A 21,099-nucleotide genomic window follows, 5' to 3' on the forward strand; every position below is an offset into this window, starting at 1 on the left:
CTCCTTTACATAAGCACTCAAGGCGAATCCCAGCCTGAAGACGATGGCGAGATGGATCGGAATCGATTTGGGCATTGCTCGTTGCACCACCCTGAAAGCCCACGGCCTGAAGCACATTCAGGTCAAGCCGCAGGGGATGAAGGCAACTGCCAGTCAATAGGCTCACGTCCCTGCTCCAAGAGCCATTGGTTGGCCTGACTGAAGTGACGACACCCCAGAAAACCGCGATGGGCAGAAAGTGGTGAGGGATGCGGAGCCTTGAGCACCCGGTGTTTGTTCTGATCGATACGGGCCCCCTTCTTCTGTGCATAACTGCCCCAGAGCATGAACACCACATGCTCGCACCGCGCGTTGACCAGTTCGATGACACGGTCGGTAAACTGCTCCCAACCCTTGCCCTGATGCGCGTTGGCATTGCTCTGCTCTACGGTCAGAACCGCATTCAGCAACAATACACCCTGCTGCGCCCAATGCTCCAGGTAACCGTGGTTGACCGGCTCGATACCCAGGTCGGACTGCAATTCTTTGTAGATATTCACCAGCGAAGGCGGAATGCGCACACCCGGCTTTACCGAGAAGCACAGGCCGTGAGCCTGTCCAGGCTGATGATAGGGGTCCTGACCAATAATCACCACTTTTACGCGATCAAGCGGAGTGGCTTCCAGCGCATGGAACCAATCACTGGAGTGCGGAAAAACGACTTTGTGGGCAGCCTTCTCTGACTGCAGAAACCGTTTTAAGGTCTGCATATAGGGCTGTTCAAACTCCTGCTGCAGCCAGGGCTGCCAGCTGGGTGCCTTGTCCAGTGCCATGGGGGTCTCCCGAAAATTCACGCCGTAAACAAACAGGGCCACTTTAAAGTGGCCCTGTGGATAACTCACTGCTCGCCGTCAGTTCTCATCCACGCGGACGCATGGCCGGGAACAGCAACACGTCACGAATGGAGGCTGAATCGGTAAACAGCATCACCAGACGGTCGATACCGATCCCCTCTCCCGCTGTCGGCGGCAAACCATATTCCAGAGCGTTGATGTAGTCGGCATCATAGTGCATCGCTTCATCGTCACCGGCATCCTTCTCTTCCACCTGCTTGCGGAAACGCTCGGCCTGATCTTCGGCATCGTTCAGCTCCGAGAAGCCGTTGGCCAGTTCACGGCCGGCCACGAAGAACTCGAATCGGTCGGTCACGTGCGGGTTGTTGTCATTGCAACGCGCCAGCGGGCTGACTTCAGTCGGGTACTCAGTGATAAAGGTCGGTTGATGCAGGCGGTGTTCGACAGTCTTCTCGAAAATTTCGATCTGTACCTTGCCCAACCCCCAGCTGTCCTTAACATCAATATCCATGCGCTCGGCGATCTGGCGAGCAGCCGCATCATCGGCCAGCGCCTCGGCGGTAATCTCCGGATTAAAGTGCAGAATGGAATCGAACACGCTCATGCGGGTAAACGGTTTGCCCATGTCGTACTCGAAGGTTTCCAGCACTTCGCCTTCTTCGTTACGCACAGTGTTGACCACCACTGTGGTACCCAATACATCCTGGGCCACAGTACGCAGCATGTCTTCGGTCAGGTCCATCAGATCGTTGTAATCGGCATAGGCCTGATAGAACTCGATCATGGTGAACTCAGGGTTATGCCGGGTCGAGAGCCCTTCATTACGGAAGTTGCGGTTGATCTCGAACACGCGCTCAAAACCACCTACCACCAGACGCTTGAGATACAGCTCCGGTGCGATACGCAGGTACATTTGCAGGTCCAGCGCATTGTGATGCGTAGTAAACGGACGCGCCGTGGCACCACCGGGAATCGGGTGCAGCATCGGTGTCTCAGCCTCGATGAAGCGACGATCGATCAGATACTTGCGGATGCCGGCGACGATCTTCGAGCGCATCTCGAACACCTTGCGCGACTGATCGTTCATGATCAGGTCGACATAACGCTGACGATAGCGCATCTCCATGTCCTGCAGCCCCTTGAACTTGTCGGGCAACGGGCGCAGGCTCTTGGTCAGCAACTGGAACTCAGCCATGTCCACATACAGGTCACCCTTGCCGGACTTGTGCAGCACACCGCTGACGCCGATGATATCCCCCAGGTCTACGGTCTTGGCAAAGGCACGCGCTTCCTTGTTCACGTACAGCTGAATACGGCCACTCATGTCCTGCAACACCATAAAGGCGCCGCGATTGAGCATCACACGGCCCGCCACGGCGACCCGGATACCGGCCTGCTCCAGCTCTTCCTTGCTCTTGTCGCCATGCGCCTGCTGCAGATCTTCGGCGTAGCTGTCACGGCGGAAGATATTGGGGAAGGCATTGCCTTCCTGACGCAGGGCGGCGAGTTTTTCGCGACGCTCGGCGATCAGGCGGTTTTCATCTTGCTGCACGGTTTGCTGCACGTTGTTGTCTGACATCGGGGTTACCTTAAAACGAATGCTTAGAGGCCGGCCTTGAGGCTGGCTTCGATAAACTGATCCAGATCGCCATCAAGCACGCGATCACAGTTGGAAGTCTGTACGCCAGTGCGCAGATCTTTGATGCGTTGGTCATCCAGCACGTAGGAACGGATCTGACTGCCCCAGCCGATATCAGCCTTGGAGTCTTCCAGCTCCTGTGCCGCTTCACGACGCTTCATCATCTCCATTTCGTAGAGCTTGGCACGCAGCTGCTTCATACAGGTATCACGGTTTTGGTGCTGCGAACGCGCCGACTGACTCTGCACCACAATGCCGGAAGGCTCATGGGTAATACGCACGGCTGACTCGGTTCGGTTAACGTGCTGACCACCGGCACCGGATGCACGGTATACATCCACACGCAGATCAGCCGGATTGATTTCAATGTCCACGTTGTCGTCAATTTCCGGCGAGACAAATACCGAGGAGAAAGAGGTGTGGCGTCGACCACCGGAGTCGAACGGCGATTTACGCACCAGACGGTGAACACCGGTTTCGGTTCTCAGCCAGCCATAGGCGTATTCGCCCTCAAATCGGATAGTGGCAGATTTGATGCCGGCAACTTCACCGCCGGACACTTCCAGCAACTCGGTCTTGAAGCCTCTGCTCTCGCCCCAGCGCAGGTACATGCGCAACATCATGTTGGCCCAGTCCTGTGCCTCGGTTCCCCCTGACCCGGCCTGTATCTCCAGGAAGGCATTGTTCGCATCGGCCTCACCGGAGAACATGCGGCGGAATTCAAGCTGTTCCAACTGGGAGCGCAGACGCTCGACATCTGCTTCAACTTCGGCGACAGTATCTTCGTCGTCTTCTTCTACCGCCATATCCAGCAGATCACGGGCATCGCTGATACCAATGGTCAGCTCGTCGATGGTTTTCACCACCGATTCAAGACCAGAGCGCTCACGGCCAAGTTGCTGTGCATTTTCTGGATTGTTCCACACACCCGGATCTTCCAGCTCACGCTCAACCTCTTCAAGCCGTTCACGCTTGCCATCATAATCAAGGTAGCCGCGCAGCGACTGAGTGCGCTCGCTGAACTCTTTCAGACTGTTGAGAATCGGATTGATTTCCATGGTGGGGCTACAAACTCGCTGCTTGGAAAAAGGGAGGTATTCTAACTGATCCTCGGCCCTGTTTGAACGATTGTGCAACAGTTCCTCAATCTCTGCCTGTATACTCGACTTGCATGCCAAGGTCAGCAAGAATGGCCTGATCGACTCAGGAGTCCGCATGATAGGGAAACATCTTCTGCCAACGGCATTTATGGCGCTGCTGTCATCGCAGGCTCAGGCAGGTGTGCAGGAAACGCCTCAACTTCTGGATCTAACAGCCAGTGTCTATGGTTATCTGGCACTGCTGATCTTCCTGCTGGCCTACGTCTTCGTGGTCATGGAGGAGCGGCTTGCGTTGCGCAAGTCAAAGCCGGTCATCGTGGCGGCAGGCCTGATCTGGGTACTGGTCGGGCTTGCCTATCGCCAGCAGGGAGATCAAGTCACCGCCGGGGCCGAGCTGAGGCTGTATATTCTGGACTATGCCGAACTATTCCTGTTTCTTCTGGCCGCCATGACCTTCGTGAATATGCTCGAAGAACGGCGTGTATTCGAGGCCCTGCGTACCTGGCTGGTTTCACGCGGTTTTTCACTGCGCAGTATCTACTGGATCACCGGCGTACTGACCTTCTGCATATCCCCCATTGCCGACAACCTTTCAACCGCCCTGCTGATGGGTGCCGTTGTGCTGGCTGTCGGCAACCATAATTATCGCTTTATTTCAGTAGGCTGCATCAATGTGGTTGTAGCCGCCAATGCCGGTGGTGCCTTCAGCCCATTTGGAGACATTACCACCTTGATGGTTTGGCAGCAGGGACATGTCTCTTTCACTCAGTTCTCGTATCTACTGTTGCCGGCGCTGGTGAACTGGCTGATACCGGCAGCACTGATGAGCCTTGCCATTAAAAATGGACGTCCTGCCGGCAGCCAGCGCCATCAACGCATGAAAAAGGGCGGTGTTACCATCATGCTGATGTTTCTCGGTACCATTATCGCCTCTGTACTGGTACACAGCATGCTGCACTTGCCACCGGTTCTGGGCATGATGACCGGGCTTGGAGTCTTGAAACTGTACGGCTATTACCTGAGCCTGCATGACCCCGTCTTTCGTGAACAGGGTCATATCACTCACCACCATGCCGAGAACACAAGCAACCACAGCATGCTGCGTGGCGACCACACCGGCGTAGTGCGTCGGTTTGATATCTTCAAAGTAGTTGAGCGTGCCTCCTGGGACACTCTGATGTTTTTTTACGGTATCGTTTTGTGTGTGGGTGGCCTGGCCACACTGGGCTACCTGGCTGATTTTTCCACGCTGCTGTATGGCAGTCTTGGAATACCCCTGGCCAACAGCCTGATCGGTCTGCTTTCAGCGCTGGTGGATAATATCCCGATCATGTTTGCCGTACTGTCGATGGACCCAGGGATGACGCTTGATCAATGGCTACTGGCGACCCTGACTGTCGGCACAGGTGGATCGCTGCTTTCAATCGGCTCAGCCGCCGGCGTGGCTTTAATGGGGCAGGCCCAGGGAACCTATACCTTCATGAGCCATCTGAAATGGAGCTGGGCCATCCTGCTGGGTTATGTGGCCAGCATTTTCTGTCACCTTTGGTTAACTGGACTCTGACATGACCGAACACTCTGCCAAACTGGAAAGGAAACCCGTCTGGGATATTTATGTGCGTCTGTTTCACTGGACCCTGGCCGCAAGCATTTTGTTTGCCTGGTGGACCAGCGAACAGGGCGGCAACTGGATGAGCTGGCACATGTATGCCGGCTATACGGTGCTTGGGCTGGTTCTGTTCCGCCTGATGTGGGGCTTTGCCGGCAGCCACCATGCTCGCTTCAGCGAATTCGTACGCTCACCGATTACCACGGCCCGCTACGCCCTTCAGATGCTGCAACGCCGCGAACCGCACCATCTGGGCCATAACCCGCTGGGAGGCTGGATGGTCGTGGCTTTGTTGCTACTGGCTGCAGCCCAGGCGAGTACGGGGCTCTTTGCCAATGATGAGATTATTACCGAAGGACCGCTGGTACACCTGATCAGTTACGACCTGAGTGTGGAGATCACTCGCTGGCACAAGTGGCTGTTTGATATTCTGCTGATCGCCATCGGCCTGCATCTGCTGGGCGTCATTTACCATCAGCTGTTCAAGCGCGAGAAGCTGGTTCAGGCCATGTTGCACGGGCGCAAGCCAGCCTCAGCAGATGCGCCAAGCTACCCGTTCGCCCCGTTCCTGCGTGGGCTGCTGCTGGCCCTCGTTGCAGCTGCTATTGTCTGGAGCCTGCTCAACCTGCTTTGAATACAAACAGGGCGCCACATAGGCGCCCTGTTTCAATTCAAGTTCTAACCGCTTGCAGTTCAGTCCTTGAAGTTGTCGTGGCAACCCTTGCAGGTCTTGCCCACCTCACCGAAAGCCGGACGAATCTGGTCCATGTCACCGGTTTTGGCCGCAGCCGCCAGCGCATCAGCCTTTTCGGCAAACATGTTCATGCCACCTTCAAACTTGTCCCAGTTCTGCTCAATCGCCGGCAGAGCGTCGGTATCACCTTCATAGGAACCTGCAATAAAACCCTCCAGCGGAAGCTTGCTCAGCTGAGCCACAATATCTGCACGGCGTGCAAAGTCTTCTGCGTTGTAATCCTGTTTACCCTTGACCACTTCACCCATAGTGCCGAAGTGCCATTTAACAGCGCTGAATACGCCCTGACGGTATTTGATGGCATCTTCCGCTTCTGCCGCCAGCGCAGCCGTGCTGCCCAGCGCCATAACCCCTGCCAATCCAAGCATTGCGATCTTTTTCATATCGATTTCCCTTTTCATTGATGGTCTGAACGCAATTCTATATGAGCGCAACCTAATCAAACAAGTTCCCGATTTAAGGGGTATACTTTGAGTCTTTTTGGCAGACAGCACATTTCATGCAGACTTCCACTCTTTTCACCTTGCGACTGTTGATCCCCTTTGCACTGGGCTACTGGCTGTCCTACCTGTTTCGTGTCATCAATGCTGTGGTTGCCCCCGAGATCATGGCTGAGCTGGGTATCAGCGCTGCCACTCTGGGTCTTATTTCCAGTGCCTACTTTCTCACCTTCGCAGCCTGCCAGATTCCGCTGGGCATTCTGCTGGACCGTTATCAGACTCGAGATGTAGCATCCGCCCTGCTGTTGTTCGCCGCCGCCGGCAGTCTCACTTTCGCAATGGCCGAAAGCAGCCTTATGCTTTGGATCGGGCGTGGCCTGATCGGCATCGGTGTTTCGGCCTGCCTGATGGCGGCCTTCAAGTGCTATACCAGCTGGCTCAAGCGGGATCAGCTTCCCGCAATCAACGGCCTGCAGTTGACCAGTGGCGGACTCGGCGCGCTCACGGCTACCGCCCCTGTCGAATTTGCCCTGACATTCACCGACTGGCGTGGCATTTTCATGGCGACAGCCGTGTTCAGCATCCTGATCGCAGCCCTGGTACGCGGGTGCATACCCAAAACGGCAATGAAAAGGCCTTCAGAGGGCATCGTGGCCCTGCTGAGCCAGACTTGGGCCGTCGTGCGCACCCCGGCCTTCTATCAACTGGCGCCGGCCAGCATGCTGTCGCAGTCGGTCTTTATCGCGACCCAGTCTCTCTGGGCCGGCCTGTGGCTGCAGCAAGTCAGCGCCCTGAGCGCCAGTGCCGCTGCCGGCGTGCTGTTTGTCTCTGCCGCCAGCATGGTAGCCGGATTTCTGTTACTGGGGTTCATCACCGGCCGCCTGAACCGGCTGGGCATCAGCACGCCCAGTGTCAGTTTTACCGGCATGCTGTGCTTCACGCTCGCGTTGCTGTGGATCCAGATTCAGCCCGGTGAGGCCAACCTGCTGGCCTGGGCGGTATTCGGCTTTTTCGGGACGTCAGGTACGCTGATGTTCGCAGGCCTTAGTCAGCAGTTTCCGGTTGCGATCAGTGCACGGGTCAGCACCAGCCTGAACCTGGGCATTTTTCTGGGTGCATTCATTGTGCAATGGGGAATGGGTGCGGTGATCAGTCTGTGGCCATCCGAAGATGGCCAACATTATCCCGCCACGGCCTTTCGCTGGGCTCTGGCGGGAGCAACACTGCTGCAGGTATCTGGATTGCTCTGGTACCTGATCTGTCGCTGGCGGGGAGCCCGTCAGGCCTCAAATGCGGCCAACACCTGAGGCATCCAGGTACGGATTCGCTCTTCACTCAAGCCATGCTCACCGTCTTCATCCAATGCCAGGCCCACAAAGCAGCGTTTGTCTTGAGTTAAAGCTTTTGACGCCTCGAACCGGTAACCGTCTACCGGCCAGGGTACAACCACCTCCCCACCTGCTTCCTGCAACACCTCGTTGAGCGCTCCCATTGCATCCAGAAACCACTCACCGTAGCCAAGCTGATCCCCCAGGCCGAACAGAGCGATCTTCTTGCCGCTGAAATCCAGTGCCTGCAAGGCAGGCCAATGCTCATCCCAGTCCTCCTGCAACTCACCAAAGTCCCAGGTCGGGATACCCATGATCAGGTATTGATACTGTGCCATTTCGACCACACCCTCGGTCGCAATGTCATGCAAATGAATTTGTTCAGGCAGCAGCGCCGCAATCTGCTCTGCAATCATTTCAGTGTTGCCCGTGGTGCTGGCATAAAACAGGCCGATGGGGGTACTCATAGCAATTCTCGATTATCAGCCGCCTGCGCGTATCCATATGCGCTCAGGTGGAAAGGTGACCATGTCCTGTACATAAATGAAAAAGCAGCCCTGCGGGCTGCTTGATAACGCCTGGTACAGCTTACTTCTTATTGCCGGTCATGGCATCCATGGAGCCTTGTGCCAGCTGCTGCATCGCCTGCTGAGCTGAGGTCAGGGCTTTCAGATTCTGTTCATTGGCCGCTCGCAGGGTTTCTTCCAGCTCCTTGGCATAGGCCTGCTGCAGTTCAATCAGGTCATTCGGCGTCTTGCACTTCTGCAGTTCGCTGGTTTGCTGCATGGTTGCTTCGATGCATGCCTTGGTACACTCCATCTGCTGGCGGGTCAGCTCCTCCAGCATTTTGGTCTGGATGTTCACCAGATCACGGAAAGGTCCCATCGATTCGGTCATCTGCTTTGTCATATCCTGAAACATTGTTTGCCCCCTTGGCACTTGTTGTGAATATACATAATTAATCACTATAGACTGAAAGCCGCAAGTCTGGTGCGTTAGACTTGCGATTCTAATTCAGTTCCACTCTTAAACACGAGGTGTACCGATGCGCATGCTACACACCATGTACCGGGTTACTGACCTGGAAAAATCGCTTTCCTTCTATACTGAAGTCCTCGGGATGCGTCTGCTACGCCGCAAGGACTACCCGGAAGGCCGTTTCACGCTGGCATTTGTCGGCTTTGGTGACGAAACTGACAATACCGTTCTGGAACTCACCCACAACTGGGACACCGATCAGTATGACCTTGGCACCGGCTATGGTCATATCGCTATCGAAGTGGATGATGTGTACGAGGCCTGCGACCAGATCAAGGCAAAAGGAGGACAGGTTGTGCGAGAAGCCGGTCCGATGAAGAACTCAAATTCAGGTACGATTCTGGCATTTGTGCGCGATCCTGACGGGTACATGATCGAGCTGCTCAGCCCCCAGCGCGGGGACTGAGCCTAATAGCATCAGGTACGGAATTTCGCCGTCATACTCTGTAGTTCCGCTGCCAGCCGTGACAGTTCATGGCTGGCAGTCTCGGTCTGGGTTGCCCCGGCTGCGGATTCCTGAGCATTGTCGTTGATGGTCACCAGAGAGCGGTTGATCTCTTCGGCAACGCTGCTCTGCTCCTCAGATGCACTTGCAATCTGGGCGTTCAGGTCGGTGATGCGCTTGACCGCTTCTGAAATGCGGCGCAGCGCTTCACCAGCTTTCTCGGCCTGCTCGCCGGTCAGCTCTGCACGTTCCTGGCTCACTTTCATCGCCGTAACGGCATCACGCGTTCCAACCTGGAGACGGCCGATCACCTGCTGAATCTCTTCAGTTGACTCCTGGGTGCGCTGAGCCAGTGAACGAACCTCATCCGCCACCACCGCGAAGCCCCGTCCCTGATCACCTGCACGAGCCGCTTCGATGGCCGCGTTCAGGGCCAGCAAATTGGTCTGTTCTGCAATGCCGCGAATCACATCGACCACACTGCCTATGCTTTCACTGTCCTGCTCCACCACGGCTATCTGTGCTGCAACCTTGCGCACCTGGTCGACCAGATCACTGGTCGCACGAGCCGCATCCACGACAACTCGGTTACCGGAATCGGCCTCGTCATGCGTGGATCGCGCTTCCTGATCCGCCCTTTCGGCGCTGCCGGCCACTTCCTGTACCGTCGACACCATTTCGTTCATGGCTGCCGCAACCTGCTCCACTTCGGCACGCTGGCTGTTGATCGTCTGGCTTGAGTGGCTGCTGATGCTGCTCATCTCTTCAGCTGCAGCCGCCAATTGGGTGGTCGCACCGGAGATATGCCCTACCAGACTTTGCATCTGGGCCAGCATCTTGTTAAAGCTGCCAGCGATATGGCTGAGTTCGTTGTCACCCTCGATTTCGGCACGCAGACGCAGATCAGAATTGGTGGCAACGTTATCCATTACATCCTGTAAATGCTCAAGCGGCTGACGAATGGAGCGGTAAATCAGCAAGCCCAGCAACGCCAGCACTACCACAACGGCAGCTGACAAACCGATCTGAAATGCGCGCTGACGTTCATACCTTTGACGCAATTCCTGACGCATCTGATCTGCTTCACTCAATTGCAGGTCAACCAGTTCTGCCACCTTTTCGCTGATCGGGTCAACATCGGCGTAGAGGTCCCCGTTAAAACCGTACATGTCACCGTAGGTCAGTCCGCTGAGCGTTTTCATGCGCTCAATCAGTTTTTCAATCGCACTGTCCGCACGCTTGAGCAGACCATCAGCTTCCTGTACCAGCTTCTGCTCCTGCGGGTTCAGGTCAGTGGAAGTGTAGTGCTGCCAGTCCTGCTTGATTTTTTCGCGCGCCTGGATGACAACGGCCAAGCCGTCTTCGGCCTTCATCAGACTCTTGTCGACCTTATTGACCGTATCAATAATGTTAACTGCATAGTTATCCGACACGTTTTTCAGCAGTTCAAGCGGTACGATCCGGTCCACATAGAGCTGATCAATGCCCTGGTTAGCCTTGTTCAATTCAATCAGGGAGGTGATCACAATAACGAGCAGACCGATAATCGGCAGCACCGACCCCAGCACCAGTTTGCTCCTGATGGTCATTCGTTTCAGCATTTCGGGCTCCTGTCAGGCGTTCAGCAGAAGATTCAGGGCAGGTGCCGCTGAGCAATCTTTTCCTGTACAATAGACATATTAGAAGTGGCTTATACGGATGAAAGTTCAAGTTTCAACTCGTACTAAAGTAGAAGCATTATCTTGTACTATCAGTCCGGTCACAACTGTTGTATCCGTCTGTACACCCGATTCGGTGGAAGCCGTTGCAACACGACTTCCTGAAATGCATCAATAACGATGATGAAGGCATGGCTTCAATGAACAAATCTACCCTTCTTGCAGCAGCAGGCCTGCTGTTTTCCCTGCACACCACATCAGCACTGGCCGCCAGCGTCGACGCGGCCCAACGCGCCATCGATGCCGGCGATTACACCAAAGCCCTTTCCGAGCTGGAAAGCCTGGTCAAGAATCAGGACCCAGCCGCACTGAACCTGCAGGGCCAGATGTACGAGAACGGCTGGGGTGTTGAAAAAAACACCGATATGGCCCGTCGCTACTATGAAAGCGGTGCCCGGCAAGGGCATCTGGATAGCGTCAACAGCCTGCGCGCATTGAAGAACCGGGAATACAAGGTCGAATTTGATCGCCTGTTGCCTCAGGCTCAGAATGGTGACGCCGAAGCCCAGAACCGTATCGGCGAAATGTATGAGTTCGGCCAGGGCGTTGCCCGCGACAATGACGAAGCCCTCAAGTGGTATCGCAGTGCCGCCGATCAGGATGTAGTGGCTGCCTGGCATAACCTGGGCCGCAGCTACAACTTCGGCACGGGTGTTGAGCAGGACTATGCTCAGGCCGAACAGTGGTATCGCAAGGCGGCTGAGCAGGGCCACATGGATGCCATGTTCTTCCTGGGCACGCTTTACTCCAACAGTCATGGACAGGACACCAGCATCGATACCAACATTCTGGCCTACGCCTGGATGCACAACGCGGCCGAAATGGGCAACGGCACTGCCCGCGCCATCGAGGCTCGCCTGTTGATGAAGCTGGATGAATCTCAACTGGAGGAAGCCCAGTCTCTGGCCGAGCGCTACAAGGCCAAGTTCGTCACGCCATTCAAGTAATGCCCTCTCCCTGCCAGCACCGCTGGCAGGGTTTCACCCTGATACCGCCCTGGTGCTACAATCCGTCGCCAACCCAACCGATGGATCCGGACATGCCGATGCACCGCCCCTTTGCTGAAGAGTTTACCGACACCCGCCCGGCCTCACTGGTCAAGCGCCTGCTGGCCATGGTGTATGACGCATTGCTGGTAATTGCGATCTGGATGATTGTAGGTGGGGTCGGTGTCATGCTGAACGATGGCGAAGCGATCAGCGCCCAGACCAGTTCACCGTCAGCGGTTGCCCTGTTCAACTCGGCGCTGTTTTGTATCACATTTCTGTTTTTCGGCTTTTTCTGGACCCGCAATGGACAGACATTGGGCATGCTCGCCTGGCGCCTCCGGGTTCAGACACTTGAAGGCGGCCGCCTGAGCTGGAGCAAGGCGCTGGTGCGATTCCTCTGCGCCATCCCATCCCTGGGCCTGTGCGGCATCGGACTGCTCTGGATGCTGTTCACGGATGAGCGCCTGAGCTGGCATGACCGCTGGTCAGGCAGCTGTATTGTTCAGCTGCCCAAACCCTCACCACAAAAACCGTAATCAATCTGAATTTAACCCGCTCGACGCAGCAGCCAGCCACCTGCCACCATGCACAGCAGCACTGGCAGCACTACTGCGATGAAGGGCGGGAAGCCAAACACGGTACTGGCCGGACCAAGCAGGTCTTGTGCAAATTTGAACAGTAAACCGAACACAACCCCCGCAATCACCCGCTGGCCGACCGTCACGCTGCGCAGTGGACCAAAAATGAATGAAACACCAATCAGCACCAGTGCCAAAATTGCCAGGGGCTGCAACAGCTTGGTCCAGAACGCCAGCAGATAGGTATCCGCATTGACCCCCTGGGCCTGAAGATAACTCGAATAGGACCAGAGGCCACTGATCGGAAGGTCCACCGGTTCAACCACGATCACCGACAGAAGATCGGGCGTCAGTCCACTCTCCCATGACTCTTGAGACTGCTGCGACGCTTGGGTACGCCCTTCGGTGAACTCGGTAGTGCTGACATCCTCTAACTGCCACCGCTCGGACTCATAGCGCCCAATTCGCGCATAGCTCGCCTCAGCCAATTGGCGGGACTCATCAAACCGATAGCGGGTGACGCCATGAATCACGCCCCCCGGTTCTACCGCATTGATATGAATAAAGAGGCGATCTTCACGGTGCCAGATACCATAGCGTGAACTCAGCGCACCACCACCGGCCTGTGCAAGCGCCTTGAGACTCTGGGCACGTTGCTCGGTATAGGGCGCGATGAACTGACCCAACACCAGCGCGAACAGCGCCAACACCAGCACCGGCTTGAACACCGCAGCAAGAATGCGTCGGGTAGAAAAACCTGCCGCTCGCATGACGGTGAGTTCACTGTGACTGGCCAGCATACCCAGGCCAATCAGGCAACCCACCAGACTGCTCAAGGGGATAAACTCATAAATCCGGCGCGGAGTAGTCAACATCAGGTATTCAAGCACACCCACAAAGGTGTAGTGATCATCGACATCATCCAGTTGATCCAGCAGCGCCGAGACAAGGTCCAGACCGACCACCACCAGCAATACAGCCAGAATGGCACCAATAACATGACGCGCGATGTACCACTCAAGCTTCATCATGCAGACTTCCTCCAACTGACATGCGGCAGACGCTTCCGGACACGATTGATCTGTGCGCCCCAGAAACGCTCCACCAGAATCAGATTGGCAGCCAGTGTCAGGAATATCGCATGCACCAGCCACAGCAGCCACACGCCAGCCTCACCATCCTCAACGGCTGAACGCGCACTGGTCAGCAATGATAGATAGAGCAGGTACAAGACAATGGACGGAATCAGTTTGGCAAAGCGGCCCTGACGTGGATTGGTTCGGCTCATCGGCACCGCAATCAGTGTCACGATAAAGGCCAGCACCGGCAAAGACAGACGCCAGTGCAACCGTGCCTGTTCACGCGGCTGCACGCTGTCTACCAGAGCCAGCGTCGGCTGTGCATCCAGCTCCGTCACCTCACGCGCCAACTCTGCCTCGGGCAGGCTTATGCCGTACTCCCGGTAACCGGTGCGGGTATACTCCGCTGAGCCGGGTACACCATCAAAGCGATACCCCTGCTGCAGCACCAGAAAGCGGCCACCATACTCCGGCAAAATGACGCGTTCAGCCTGCTCAGCCAACAGTACCACCGGTTCGCCGTTCTCGTTGCGCTGTGCAATAAACACCTCGCGCAGCTGGCCGCTTTCGCTGTCAAACGATTCAGCATAAGTGACCTGCCGGCCGCCCGTCTGAGACTGGAACCGGCCCGGTGTCAGCAGCTCCAGTTCGCTTCTGGACTCCTGAATACTGAAGATCTCTTCCGACTTGGTAGCTCCAAGGGGAGCAAGCCAGAGCGTCATCACCGCCACCAGCAGTGCCACCAGCGAAGCCGGCCCAAGTGCATACAGCACCAGCCTTTTTTGACTGATGCCACAGGCCCTCAACACCACCATCTCGCTGTCGAGATAGAGCCGTCCGAACGCCAGCAGAATGCCGAGAAAAAGTCCCAGCGGCAGCAAAAGCTCGAGAAAACCGGGAATACGCCAAAGCAGGACCCAGAACACAAAAGCTGCATCCAGCTTGCCGGTCGCAGCATCGGCCAGATATTTAATCAGGCGTGCACTGGTGATAATCAGCAGCAGTACAGAGGTAACAGCCAGAGTTGAAATCAACGCCTCACGGGCGAGGTAACGGAAGATAATCAAAACAGATTCCCTTTCACCGCCATGGTTTCCAATCGGAGAAATGGTTTATAGTGCGCGTTGGATCTAGCTATGAACTGCGCGGCACAACGTTCGGCACCGGACCGGTTACATCACCGGGATGCCTGACATCAAGCAAGCCCCGCATTATCACCCAATCAGTCTGCAATGTCTTGTACGGAGTCGTCATGGATTTTGAGATTATCAACGGCAGTGTCGAAACACTGGAAACCGAATGCATCGTAGTTGCACTGGAAGCCGAGGGTAAACTCTGCCCCTCCGCAGAGGCGATCGACACGGCTGCCAACGGCTACCTGAGCGACCTGATCAACAGTGGCGACATCAGTGGCAAGGCCGGTGAACAGCTGCTGCTGTTCAAGGTACCGGGCATCAAGGCCAATCGTGTCCTGCTGGTGGGCTTGGGCAAGCCTGAGGAGCGCAAGGATCGTCATTACCGCAAGCTGATCAAGGGCATCACCGCCACCCTGAAAAAGTCGGGTATCGGCTCAGTACTGTTTGCACTCGATGGCTGCGCCAGCGAACAGGACGATGTGTACCGCGAAACCCGTCAGCTGGTGGAATGGATCTCGGCTGATTTCTATCAGTACGATGAGACCAAGAGCAAGAAAGCCGATCCGATCAAGCTTGAACAGATCATGATCAAGCTTGACGAAGAGGACATCGAACTGGGTGAAGGCGCCCTGCTCGATGGCGTGGCCATCGCCAACGGCGTTGATACAGCCCGCGAAGTGGGCAACCTGCCGGGCAACATCTGCACACCTGTCTATCTGGCCGAGCGGGCACAGGCACTGGCGGAAGAATTCGAGGAATTGCAGGTCAATGTGCTGGATGAAGAGCAGATGGCCGAGCTGGGCATGAACGCACTGCTGGCTGTTGGCAAAGGCAGCGCCCAGCCTTCACAACTGATCGTGATCGAATACCGTGGCGGCGAGGACGATGAAAAGCCCCATGCACTGGTCGGCAAAGGCATCACCTTTGACACTGGCGGCATCAGTCTGAAGCCGGGCGCCGGCATGGACGAGATGAAGTTCGACATGTGCGGTGCGGCCAGCGTACTCGGTACCATGGAAGCGCTGGCCGAAATGCAGCTGCCGATCAACGTAGTTGGTATCATTGCCGCCGCCGAGAACATGCCCGGCAGCAAGGCCACCAAGCCGGGTGACATCGTCACCACCATGTCCGGACAGACCGTTGAGATTCTCAACACCGATGCCGAAGGCCGTCTGGTGCTGTGTGATGCACTCACCTATGCCGGTCGTTTCGAGCCTCAATCCGTGGTCGATATTGCCACCCTGACCGGTGCCTGCATCATCGCCCTGGGCCATCAGGCTACCGGTGTACTGTCCAACAACGAAGAGCTCGCCTCCGCACTGCTGGAAGCCGGTGACTATGCAGCCGACCGCGGCTGGCCGCTGCCGCTGTGGGATGAGTTCCAGGAACAGCTGGACTCCAACTTCGCTGATATCGCCAACATCGGTGGCCGAGCGGCAGGCACCATCACCGCAGCCTGCTTCCTGTCCCGCTTTACCAAGGAGTACAACTGGGCTCACCTGGATATCGCCGGTGTTGCCTGGAACAGCAACGGCAAGGAGAAGGGCGCAACCGGACGCTGCGTGCCCATGCTGTGTCAGTACCTGCTGGATTTGGCCGAGCAGGTCGAGATTGACGAGCACGACCACGACCACGGGGAATAAGCGTGTCCCGCGCAGACTATTACATTCTGCCGGACACCGAGCCCGAAAGCCGGGCGGCCTTTCTGTGCCGCCTGTGCGAAAAAATTCTCGGGCTCGGTATGCGTGTGTTCATCAGTACCGAGCACGAGACAGCGGCACGCCAGCTGGACCAGCAGTTGTGGACCGCACGTCCACAGAGTTTCGTCCCCCATGTTCTGCTGGGTGGACTGCCCGCCTCACCGATCGAGATCGGCTGGGGTGAGCAGTTGCCGAATCACCGTGAAGTCTTTATCAACCTGTCTGGCAGGCTTCCCGATACCGCATTCGAATTCGAACGCCTTGTCGAGATCGTTATTCAGACCCCCGAGGTGCTGGCCGCAACCCGCGAAAACTATGCGCGCTGCCGCGACCATGGCCTTGAGCTGCACCGAACCGACATGCGTCACCGCAGCTGAGTTGCCTATACTGCATCCGTGACACAAGGAGCCCCGCCGGATGAAAAAGCTGCTCACCTTCCTGTTATTGTTAATCCTTGCCGGCATAGCCCTTTACTGGTTCAACCGGCCCAAGCCCATTGAAGTCTCACTGACCACCGTTGAAACCGGCGTTGTGGAACAGCTCGCCGCCAACAGCCGTGCCGGCACCGTGCGTGCCTGTCGCCGCTCCCGCCTGTCGATGCCTCAGGGTGGTCGCGTCGAGCGCCTTTTGGTGGACGAAGGCGATCACGTGGAACAGGGGCAGGCCCTGCTGGAACTCTGGAACCGCGACATCAAGGCACGCATGGATGAAGTGGCCGCCACCCTCAGGGCCCGCGAGATTCATGCCAGCGCCCTCTGTGACACCGCCGCTCTGGCACAGCGTGAAGCGCGCAGAACCGAGTCACTGGCCCGTGAGCGCCTGGCCTCTGATGAACTGCTGGATCAGCGCCAGACCGAGTCCCGCCGTGCCGCATTGGCCTGCGAGGAGGCCCAGGCGCTGACTGAGCAGGCCGAGGCCACGCTCCGACTGCATCAGGTGCTGTTGGAAGAAACCCTGCTCAAGGCGCCCTTTGCCGGGGTCGTCGCCGAAATCAATGGCGAGGTGGGCGAGTACGTCACCCCCTCCCCACCCGGCGTCCCCACACCGCCGGCCGTTGACCTGATCGACGACAGCTGCCTGTATGTGCGCGCCCCCATCGATGAAGTCGAGGCCGCACGGCTGGCGATGGGTCAGCCGGTGCGCATCACGCTGGACGCCTTCCGGGGCCAGAGTTTTGCCGGCGAGGTCTCGCGCATTGCGCCCTTTGTCTCCGAGCTGGAAAAACAGGCCCGCACCGTCGATGTGGATGTTCGCTTCACCCCACCACCCACCGATGCCCACCTGCTGGTCGGATACAGTGCCGATATTGAAGTGATCATCCAGCAGCACGCGGACGTGCTGCGTGTGCCGACTGAAACCCTGCTTCAGAACAACCGAGTACTGCGCTATGACGACGACAGCGGCACCCTGCAGGCCGTGCAACTCAAGACCGGACTGGGCAACTGGACCTGGACCGAAGTGGTCGAGGGCCTTGAAGCAGGCGATCGCATTCTGCGCTCACTGGACAGCGGAGCGGGCGATGGCGCTCGGGTGGTACCGGCGCCATGATCCGGTTGCAGCAGCTGTGCAAGCGTTATCAGCTGGGGGACGAACCGGTACAGGCGCTGGACCATGTGGACCTTGAGATCGAAGCCGGTGAATACCTCTCCGTCATGGGCCCCTCAGGCTCCGGCAAGTCTACCCTGCTGAACATGCTGGGACTGCTGGACACCCCCGACAGCGGACACTACTGGCTCGACGACACGGACATGATGACGCTGAAAGAGGAAGCCCGAGCCGCCGAGCGCAACCGTCGCATCGGCTTCGTGTTTCAGGCCTACCACCTGATTGACCGTCTGACCGCCCGCGAGAACATTGAGCTGCCACTGGTGTTGACCGGCACCGAACCGTCCGCGCGTCGACCGCGGGTGGACGAACTGCTCACGCGACTGGGACTGGAACGCCACGCCAACCACCTTCCCCACCAGCTCTCCGGCGGCCAGCGACAGCGCGTTGCCATCGCCCGTGCCGTGATCCGCAAACCCGGCCTGCTGTTGGCAGACGAGCCCACCGGCAACCTCGACAGCCACTCGGGACAGGACGTAATCGAACTGCTGGAAGAGCTGAACGAGGACGGCATCACGCTTGTGATCGTCACCCACGATGCCGCTATGGGCAGGCGTGCCCGGCGCAGGCTCTGGATGCAGGATGGCCGTCTGCTGAAGGATGAGCGAGATGCAGGCCACTGATCTGATCCGATTCAACCTGCGCCTGCTCACGGGGCAATGGTTTCGTACGTTGATGACCCTTCTGGCTACAGCCGTCGGTGTCTCGGCCGTACTGCTGTTGACCGGCATGGGGGAAGGCGCGCGTCGCTTCGTGCTGGAAGAGTTCAGCCTGCTGGGCAACGATGTGCTGATCGTGCTGCCGGGGCGCAAGGAAACCACCGGGGGCCTGCCGCCACTGACCGGCGAAGGCACGCGCGACCTCACGCTGGATGATGCCCGTGCGGTACTGGGACTGCCGGGGGTCAAGGCGGTTGCCCCTCTGGTCGTTGGGCTGACACAAGCGGAAGCCAACGGTCGCAACCGAGAGTTGATGGTGGTCGGCACCAGTGAGGCATTTTTCCAGATTCGGCAGCTCAGCGCCGCCCAGGGACGTCTGCTGCCTGTACTGGAACTGGAGCGGGCCGAGCCGGTTTGTGTCATCGGTCAGGTCGTGCGAGAGGACCTGTTCGACCAGACACCGGTACTGGGTCGCTGGCTGCGCACCGCTGACCGACGCTGCCGCGTCATTGGGGTGCTGGAAAATCGTGGCGTTTCCCTTGGAACCGACATGAGCGAGGCGGTGATCATCCCGGTCGCCAGCGCACAGCAACTGTTCGATACTCAGGGACTGTTCCGACTGTTTGTACAGGTCCGCCATGTTGACATGACCGATGACGTTAAGCCGGCCATTCTTGATCTGATTCAGGCGCGACATCAGGGCGAGCGGGACGTCACCCTGATCACACAGGACAGCCTGCTGGGCGTATTCAATGACATTTTGCAACTGCTGACACTGGCGGTCGGAGCCATTGCGGCCATCAGTCTGGTGGTCGCCGGCATTCTGATCATGAACATCACCCTGATCAGCGTCAGCCAGCGCACCTCGGAGATCGGGCTGCTCAAGGCACTGGGCGCCAGTGAGCGTCAGGTGCACCGCCTGTTCCTCAGCGAGGCGCTGATGATGGCTCTGCTGGGTGCCGCGCTGGGCGTAATGATCGGTTATGCACTGCTCTGGACCGGTCACTGGCTCTGGCCACAGTTCCCGGTTTCGGTTCCGGGGTGGGCGCTGGCCGGGGCCATCCTGCTGGCCATCGCGGTTGCGCTTGTGTTTGCCTGGCTGCCGGCACGCAAGGCCGCCCGCCTGCCCCCCGTTCTGGCACTCAAGGGCATTACCGATGCGCAGCGCTGACTATATCCGCCTGACCCTGACCAGCCTGCGCGCCAGCCGCATGCGCAGCAGCCTGACCATTCTGGGCATCGCCATCGGTATCTGTGCGGTGGTGCTGCTGACGACGCTGGGCGCGGGCATTCGGCTCTATGTACTGGAAAACTTTTCCCAGTTCGGCACCCGCATCATCGCCATCAACCCAGGAAAATCCCAGACCGGCGGCACCGGAGGCCTGCTCGCCAGCACCCGCCCCCTGCTGGTCGAGGATGCCTGGAGCCTGCAGTCTCTGCCCTTTGTGGAGCATGTCGTTCCGGTGGTTCAGGGCAGCGGCGCCATTGAATTCGGCCGGCGTGTACGCCACACCGACATTATCGGCAGCGGCAGCGATATGGCCGCGGCCTGGCGCTTCGAGATCGCTCAGGGCCGCTTTCTGCCCGACAGTCGCAACGGTTATCCACAGCCCTGGGCAGTACTGGGCCACAAGGTCAAACAGGAACTCTTTGGCACACAGAATGCGCTTGGCCAGTTCATCCGCGTGGGCGGCGAACGCTACCGGGTGGTGGGTGTCATGACCGAGAAGGGACAGATGCTGGGCTTCGATCTGGACGACATCGTCTACATCCCTGTGGAACGCGCCCTGAGCCTGTTCAACCGCAGCGGCCTGATGGAGATCGACGTGACCTATCGGCCCGGGATCAGCGCATCCTCCATGGCCGAACAGGTCCGCCAACGGCTGATTGACCGCCATGGTGTCGAGGACTTTTCCCTCATCACCCAAGATGAAATGCTGAAAAGCCTTGATCGTATCCTCGGTATCCTGACGCTGGCCGTTGGTGGACTGGGCGGCATATCCCTGCTGGTCGGCGCCATCGGCATCGTGACCATCATGGTCACCACCGTGCACGAACGCCGCGCCGAAATCGGCCTGCTACGCGCCGTTGGCGCAACGCGCCGGCAGGTGATGTGGCTGTTTCTGGGTGAAGCCGTACTCCTCTCTCTGCTGGGTGGCATCGCCGGCATTCTGCTCAGCGGTCTGGCACTGGCCGCGCTGGCCTTGGGCATTCCCGGACTGCCCATACAACTCGACCCATTTTACCTGCTGCTGGCACTGGCACTTTCCGCACTGGTGGGGCTTATCTCGGGCGTATTACCGGCCAAGCGCGCCGCCGGTCTAAACCCGGTGCTGGCGCTGCAGAGTGAGTGAGGCGGATGCACAGGTGCTGCGTTTAGATTGGGCGGTGGTGGTTAGCCTTGTCGGATTGAAAAGTTCTGGTGTTGGCCCTTTGCAGACCTTTAGGG

General features: G+C 57.8%; 21 protein-coding genes. 12 read left to right on the top strand and 9 right to left on the bottom strand.

Annotated elements, in window-relative coordinates; genetic code table 11:
- Positions 1 to 122 precede the first annotated feature (122 nt).
- The 3 genes from ung to prfB all read right to left on the bottom strand — a co-directional run bounded on the left by ung (position 123) and on the right by prfB (position 3,530).
- A complete protein-coding gene (ung, locus tag CFI10_RS14410) occupies positions 123 to 812 on the bottom strand; it encodes a uracil-DNA glycosylase (RefSeq protein WP_206835593.1) in 690 nt (229 codons plus the stop codon).
- 85 nt (positions 813 to 897) lie between these two features.
- On the bottom strand, positions 898 to 2,412 hold the full coding sequence (gene lysS, locus CFI10_RS14415; RefSeq protein WP_206835596.1) for a lysine--tRNA ligase: 1,515 nt from the start codon (positions 2,410 to 2,412) through the stop codon (positions 898 to 900).
- 23 nt (positions 2,413 to 2,435) lie between these two features.
- Positions 2,436 to 3,530: a peptide chain release factor 2 gene (prfB, locus tag CFI10_RS14420; protein WP_091827825.1), complete on the bottom strand. Its 1,095-nt coding sequence runs from the start codon at positions 3,528 to 3,530 to the stop codon at positions 2,436 to 2,438.
- Positions 3,531 to 3,687: 157 nt separating this feature from the next.
- On the opposite strand from prfB, the gene nhaD reads away from it, so the two are divergent.
- Positions 3,688 to 5,136, top strand: a complete 1,449-nt coding sequence (gene nhaD / locus CFI10_RS14425) for a sodium:proton antiporter NhaD (protein WP_091827826.1) — start codon at positions 3,688 to 3,690, stop codon at positions 5,134 to 5,136.
- A gap of 1 nt (position 5,137) precedes the next feature.
- Complete coding sequence (locus tag CFI10_RS14430; protein WP_206835599.1) at positions 5,138 to 5,815, top strand: cytochrome b/b6 domain-containing protein; 678 nt, start codon at positions 5,138 to 5,140, stop codon at positions 5,813 to 5,815.
- A gap of 59 nt (positions 5,816 to 5,874) precedes the next feature.
- On the opposite strand, the gene CFI10_RS14435 is transcribed toward CFI10_RS14430, so the two are convergent.
- Positions 5,875 to 6,318 (bottom strand): c-type cytochrome, encoded by a 444-nt coding sequence (locus CFI10_RS14435; protein ID WP_091827828.1) that lies wholly within the window; start codon positions 6,316 to 6,318, stop codon positions 5,875 to 5,877.
- A gap of 116 nt (positions 6,319 to 6,434) precedes the next feature.
- Between CFI10_RS14435 and CFI10_RS14440 the strand changes: the two genes are divergently transcribed.
- Positions 6,435 to 7,682, top strand: a complete 1,248-nt coding sequence (locus CFI10_RS14440) for an MFS transporter (protein ID WP_206835601.1) — start codon at positions 6,435 to 6,437, stop codon at positions 7,680 to 7,682.
- Here the strand turns inward: CFI10_RS14440 and fldB are convergent.
- A complete protein-coding gene (gene fldB / locus CFI10_RS14445) occupies positions 7,655 to 8,170 on the bottom strand; it encodes a flavodoxin FldB (protein ID WP_206835604.1) in 516 nt (171 codons plus the stop codon). The two genes, CFI10_RS14440 and fldB, sit on opposite strands and share 28 nt — an antisense overlap.
- A gap of 121 nt (positions 8,171 to 8,291) precedes the next feature.
- On the bottom strand, positions 8,292 to 8,612 hold the full coding sequence (locus CFI10_RS14450; RefSeq protein WP_242530003.1) for a phasin family protein: 321 nt from the start codon (positions 8,610 to 8,612) through the stop codon (positions 8,292 to 8,294).
- Between the two features lie 136 nt (positions 8,613 to 8,748).
- Here CFI10_RS14450 and gloA point away from each other — a divergent pair, with 136 nt between their 5' ends.
- Positions 8,749 to 9,147, top strand: coding sequence for a lactoylglutathione lyase (gloA, locus tag CFI10_RS14455; RefSeq protein ID WP_206835606.1), 399 nt, complete (start codon positions 8,749 to 8,751; stop codon positions 9,145 to 9,147).
- 11 nt (positions 9,148 to 9,158) lie between these two features.
- On the opposite strand, the gene CFI10_RS14460 is transcribed toward gloA, so the two are convergent.
- Positions 9,159 to 10,787 (bottom strand): methyl-accepting chemotaxis protein, encoded by a 1,629-nt coding sequence (locus CFI10_RS14460; protein ID WP_206835611.1) that lies wholly within the window; start codon positions 10,785 to 10,787, stop codon positions 9,159 to 9,161.
- Between the two features lie 257 nt (positions 10,788 to 11,044).
- Between CFI10_RS14460 and CFI10_RS14465 the strand changes: the two genes are divergently transcribed.
- Both CFI10_RS14465 and CFI10_RS14470 read left to right on the top strand, forming a co-directional pair.
- Positions 11,045 to 11,851 (top strand): tetratricopeptide repeat protein, encoded by an 807-nt coding sequence (locus tag CFI10_RS14465; protein WP_091827845.1) that lies wholly within the window; start codon positions 11,045 to 11,047, stop codon positions 11,849 to 11,851.
- A gap of 92 nt (positions 11,852 to 11,943) precedes the next feature.
- A complete protein-coding gene (locus CFI10_RS14470) occupies positions 11,944 to 12,429 on the top strand; it encodes an RDD family protein (protein ID WP_242530004.1) in 486 nt (161 codons plus the stop codon).
- Between the two features lie 11 nt (positions 12,430 to 12,440).
- Here the strand turns inward: CFI10_RS14470 and lptG are convergent, their stop codons facing one another.
- Positions 12,441 to 13,502 carry an LPS export ABC transporter permease LptG gene (gene lptG, locus CFI10_RS14475; protein WP_206835613.1) on the bottom strand — a complete coding sequence of 354 codons (1,062 nt, stop codon included), beginning with the start codon at positions 13,500 to 13,502 and terminating at the stop codon, positions 12,441 to 12,443.
- A complete protein-coding gene (lptF, locus tag CFI10_RS14480; protein WP_206835616.1) occupies positions 13,499 to 14,617 on the bottom strand; it encodes an LPS export ABC transporter permease LptF in 1,119 nt (372 codons plus the stop codon). The genes lptG and lptF overlap by 4 nt, the downstream gene beginning before the upstream one ends.
- Before the next feature lie 185 nt (positions 14,618 to 14,802).
- On the opposite strand from lptF, the gene CFI10_RS14485 reads away from it, so the two are divergent.
- The 6 genes from CFI10_RS14485 to CFI10_RS14510 are packed head-to-tail and all read left to right on the top strand — an operon-like array spanning position 14,803 to position 21,004.
- Positions 14,803 to 16,329 carry a leucyl aminopeptidase gene (locus CFI10_RS14485; RefSeq protein ID WP_206835619.1) on the top strand — a complete coding sequence of 509 codons (1,527 nt, stop codon included), beginning with the start codon at positions 14,803 to 14,805 and terminating at the stop codon, positions 16,327 to 16,329.
- Positions 16,330 to 16,331: 2 nt separating this feature from the next.
- Entirely contained in the window at positions 16,332 to 16,763 is a 432-nt protein-coding gene (locus CFI10_RS14490) for a DNA polymerase III subunit chi (protein ID WP_206835626.1), read from the top strand.
- Between the two features lie 40 nt (positions 16,764 to 16,803).
- Entirely contained in the window at positions 16,804 to 17,934 is a 1,131-nt protein-coding gene (locus CFI10_RS14495) for an efflux RND transporter periplasmic adaptor subunit (protein WP_206835629.1), read from the top strand.
- Positions 17,931 to 18,614: an ABC transporter ATP-binding protein gene (locus CFI10_RS14500; RefSeq protein ID WP_206835632.1), complete on the top strand. Its 684-nt coding sequence runs from the start codon at positions 17,931 to 17,933 to the stop codon at positions 18,612 to 18,614. Before CFI10_RS14495 ends, CFI10_RS14500 begins: the two co-directional genes overlap by 4 nt.
- Positions 18,601 to 19,821, top strand: coding sequence for an ABC transporter permease (locus tag CFI10_RS14505; RefSeq protein ID WP_206835635.1), 1,221 nt, complete (start codon positions 18,601 to 18,603; stop codon positions 19,819 to 19,821). Before CFI10_RS14500 ends, CFI10_RS14505 begins: the two co-directional genes overlap by 14 nt.
- Positions 19,808 to 21,004, top strand: coding sequence for an ABC transporter permease (locus tag CFI10_RS14510; RefSeq protein WP_206835638.1), 1,197 nt, complete (start codon positions 19,808 to 19,810; stop codon positions 21,002 to 21,004). Before CFI10_RS14505 ends, CFI10_RS14510 begins: the two co-directional genes overlap by 14 nt.
- Positions 21,005 to 21,099 lie beyond the last annotated feature (95 nt).

The organism is Marinobacterium iners, assembly GCF_017310015.1.
In the GTDB taxonomy this organism is placed as follows: Bacteria; Pseudomonadota; Gammaproteobacteria; order Pseudomonadales; family Balneatricaceae; genus Marinobacterium; species Marinobacterium iners.